Genomic DNA, 2,802 nt, shown 5'->3' with positions numbered 1-2,802 from the left:
AAACATCTTCACCACAATAGAACCTTTCACTCCGGAAACTGCTTCTTCTACGTTGTCAGAAATAGGCTGGGAAAAGTTTAAACTAATCCCAGGATAACCTTTCAGTTTTTCCTGCATGCGCTCTATCAGCTGTTCTTTAGTTTCCTTCCGTTTCCATTCTGTTTTTGTGTAAATGTCTACCAGGAATTCCATATTATAAAATCCGGTAGCATCCGTACCATCATTTGGACGCCCGGTTTGCGAGATGACCTGTCTGACTTCTTCAAAGCTCAAAAAGATTTTTCGCATCTCATTGGCCAGTTTCTTGGTTTCTGTTAAAGAGACACTTAGCGGAGCACTTGCTCTTACATAAATGGAACCTTCATCCAGTGTTGGTAAAAATTCTGTTCCAAGAAATTTAAAGCTGAACAAGCCAACAACAAGAACAATCAGCGCACCAAAGAACACCAGCTTACGGGCCTTAAAGCAGGCACTGTAGATACGCAATACACCACGGGTGAGATATTCCAGAAAAAGGTTGTGTTTTTCTTTTACATTTTTTCTCAGCAGTACGCTGGCCATTGCCGGAACCAGGGTAAAAGTAAGTAACAACGCACCGAGTAAAGCAAAGCTCAGGGTCCAGGCCAGTGGAGAGAACATTTTGCCTTCTACTTTCTCAAAAGTGAAAATGGGCATTAAGCCGGTAATGATGATCAGTTTCGCAAAAAAGATTCCTTTGCCGTTTTCAAGACAGGCCTTTTTAATAATACCAAGTTTACTCATCCGGTTAAATTTCTCCATTCCGTTCTTATGTGAGTTGTAGTCGAGGGCCACAAAGATCCCTTCTACCATCACCACCGCACCATCAATAATGATCCCGAAATCTATAGCTCCCATAGACAGCAGGTTGGCAGACATACCCTTTAATTTCAGACAGATAAAGGCAAAAAGGAGCGCCAGAGGAATAATCAGAGATACAATCAATGTTGTTCTCCAATCTGCCATAAACAAGAATACGATTAGGGTCACAAAAATGATTCCTTCCAGCATATTGTGCATAACGGTGTGCGTAGCGAAGTTCACCAAATCCTCACGGTCATAAAAGGCACTGATCTTCACATCACCCGGCAGGATGTTATCGTTCACGTCCTTGATCTTTTCCTTAAGATTATGGATCACTTCGCTTGGGTTTTCACCTTTTCGCATCACCACTATACCTTCCACAACATCTGGATCACGGTCACGGCCAACTTGCCCAAGCCTTGGTAAAGCTGATTCTGTTACTTCGGCAATGGTTTTTACATAAACAGGGGTCCCGTTAAAATTATCTACAATAATGTTTTTGATATTGTCAATATTGTTTAATACACCAATACCGCGAACCACATAAGCCTGTCCGCTTTGTTCAATGACGTCACCACCAACATTAATATTACTCTTGGATACAGCATCAAAAAGTTCGGTTGCCGTAACACCATATTGTATAGATTTCTGAGGATCAACAGTGATCTGATAGGTTTTCACCTCGCCACCGAAGCTCACCACATCTGCAACTCCAGGAACAGAAAGCAACTCGCGCTGTACGACCCAGTCCTGAAGTGTTTTTAATTCTCTGACCGACTTTTTATCGCTCTTTAAGGTATAGCGGAAGATTTCTCCGGTAGGGCCGTAAGGAGGTTCGACTTCTGGTTTTGCTCCAGAAGGAAGATCAGCCTCATCGAGGTGATTGTTGACCTGCACTCTTGCAAACTGATAATCTACATTGTCTTCAAATGTAATTTTAACAACAGATAAACCAAAAAGAGAGGAAGAGCGGATGCTGGTCCTTCTCTCGGTTGGATTCATCGCAATTTCCAGTGGTCTGGTTACAAACTTTTCTACCTCCTCGGCACTGCGGCCGGGCCATTGGGTAATGATAGTGATATTTGTATTGGTTACATCAGGAAAGGCCTCAATAGTGGTGTTTTTAAAACTCAGGTACCCTGCCAGAACCAAAATGAAAGTGGCAAAGAATATGAAATACTTATTCTTCAGGGCAAAATTTATGATCGACTTAATGAATTTATTCATTATAGTAATATTAAATGATAAGGAAAGGTTAAGGTTTCAGGCTGTCATAAAGGAACAATTGCTTGGAAGCCACTACTCGGTCTCCTGCTTTTAATCCTCTACTGATGTAAGCCTTATCTTCAAACTTTCTGCCGAGTTCAACTTCCTGTATACGCACTTTTTTTACCGGGTCCAGTACCATCACATAATACTTGTTGTTGTCGAAAATGAGGCAATCTGCGCTAACCACTGGCAAACTAGCACCGTTCGTTGTGGCAATCTGCACAGTTGCCATCATTCCCGGTTTCAACAAATACCCTGGATTTTTAATCACCACCCGGGCATTCATAACTTTGCTGTCATTGTCCATTACATTGTAGATCTTGCTGATCTTACCCTTGAATGATTTATCCGGATAGGAAAGTATAGAGATGTTCACCTCATCTCCCTCCTTGATCTTGGAAATGTCGGATTCATAGATATTGATCAATGCCCAAACATCCGACAGATCGGCTACCGTAAATAAATTCTGGCTATTGTCTGGTCTGACCTGCATATTGGTGGTCACATTTTTATCTACAACAAATCCGGAAATGGGAGATCTTAAGGTATACGTGCCATTTTTGCTGCCGCCATTTAAGGAGAGGATGGACCTGGTGCGTCGGTCTTCAGCCTGTTTAACCATCAGGTCATTTTTAGCCTGTTCCAAATCTCTTGCAGAGGCCAGTCCGCTTTTATACATATCTTCAGTAAGTTTTGCATTCCGTTGTGCGT

General features: G+C 42.1%; 2 protein-coding genes. Both read right to left on the bottom strand.

Annotation, left to right across the window (positions count from 1 at the left end; all coding sequences use genetic code 11):
* The coding region (locus tag VNZ46_RS07750) for an efflux RND transporter permease subunit (protein WP_325559504.1) at positions 1-2,049 on the bottom strand (2,049 nt) is incomplete at its 3' end.
* A 28-nt stretch (positions 2,050-2,077) separates the two neighbouring features.
* On the bottom strand, positions 2,078-2,802 hold a 725-nt coding region (locus VNZ46_RS07745), incomplete at its 5' end, for an efflux RND transporter periplasmic adaptor subunit (RefSeq protein ID WP_325559503.1).

The sequence above is a fragment of the Pedobacter sp. genome (assembly GCF_035566355.1).
Taxonomy (GTDB): Bacteria; Bacteroidota; Bacteroidia; order Sphingobacteriales; family Sphingobacteriaceae; genus Pedobacter.
Note: the sequence above shows the minus strand (reverse complement) of the source record. Positions and strands in the feature narration are given on the sequence as shown.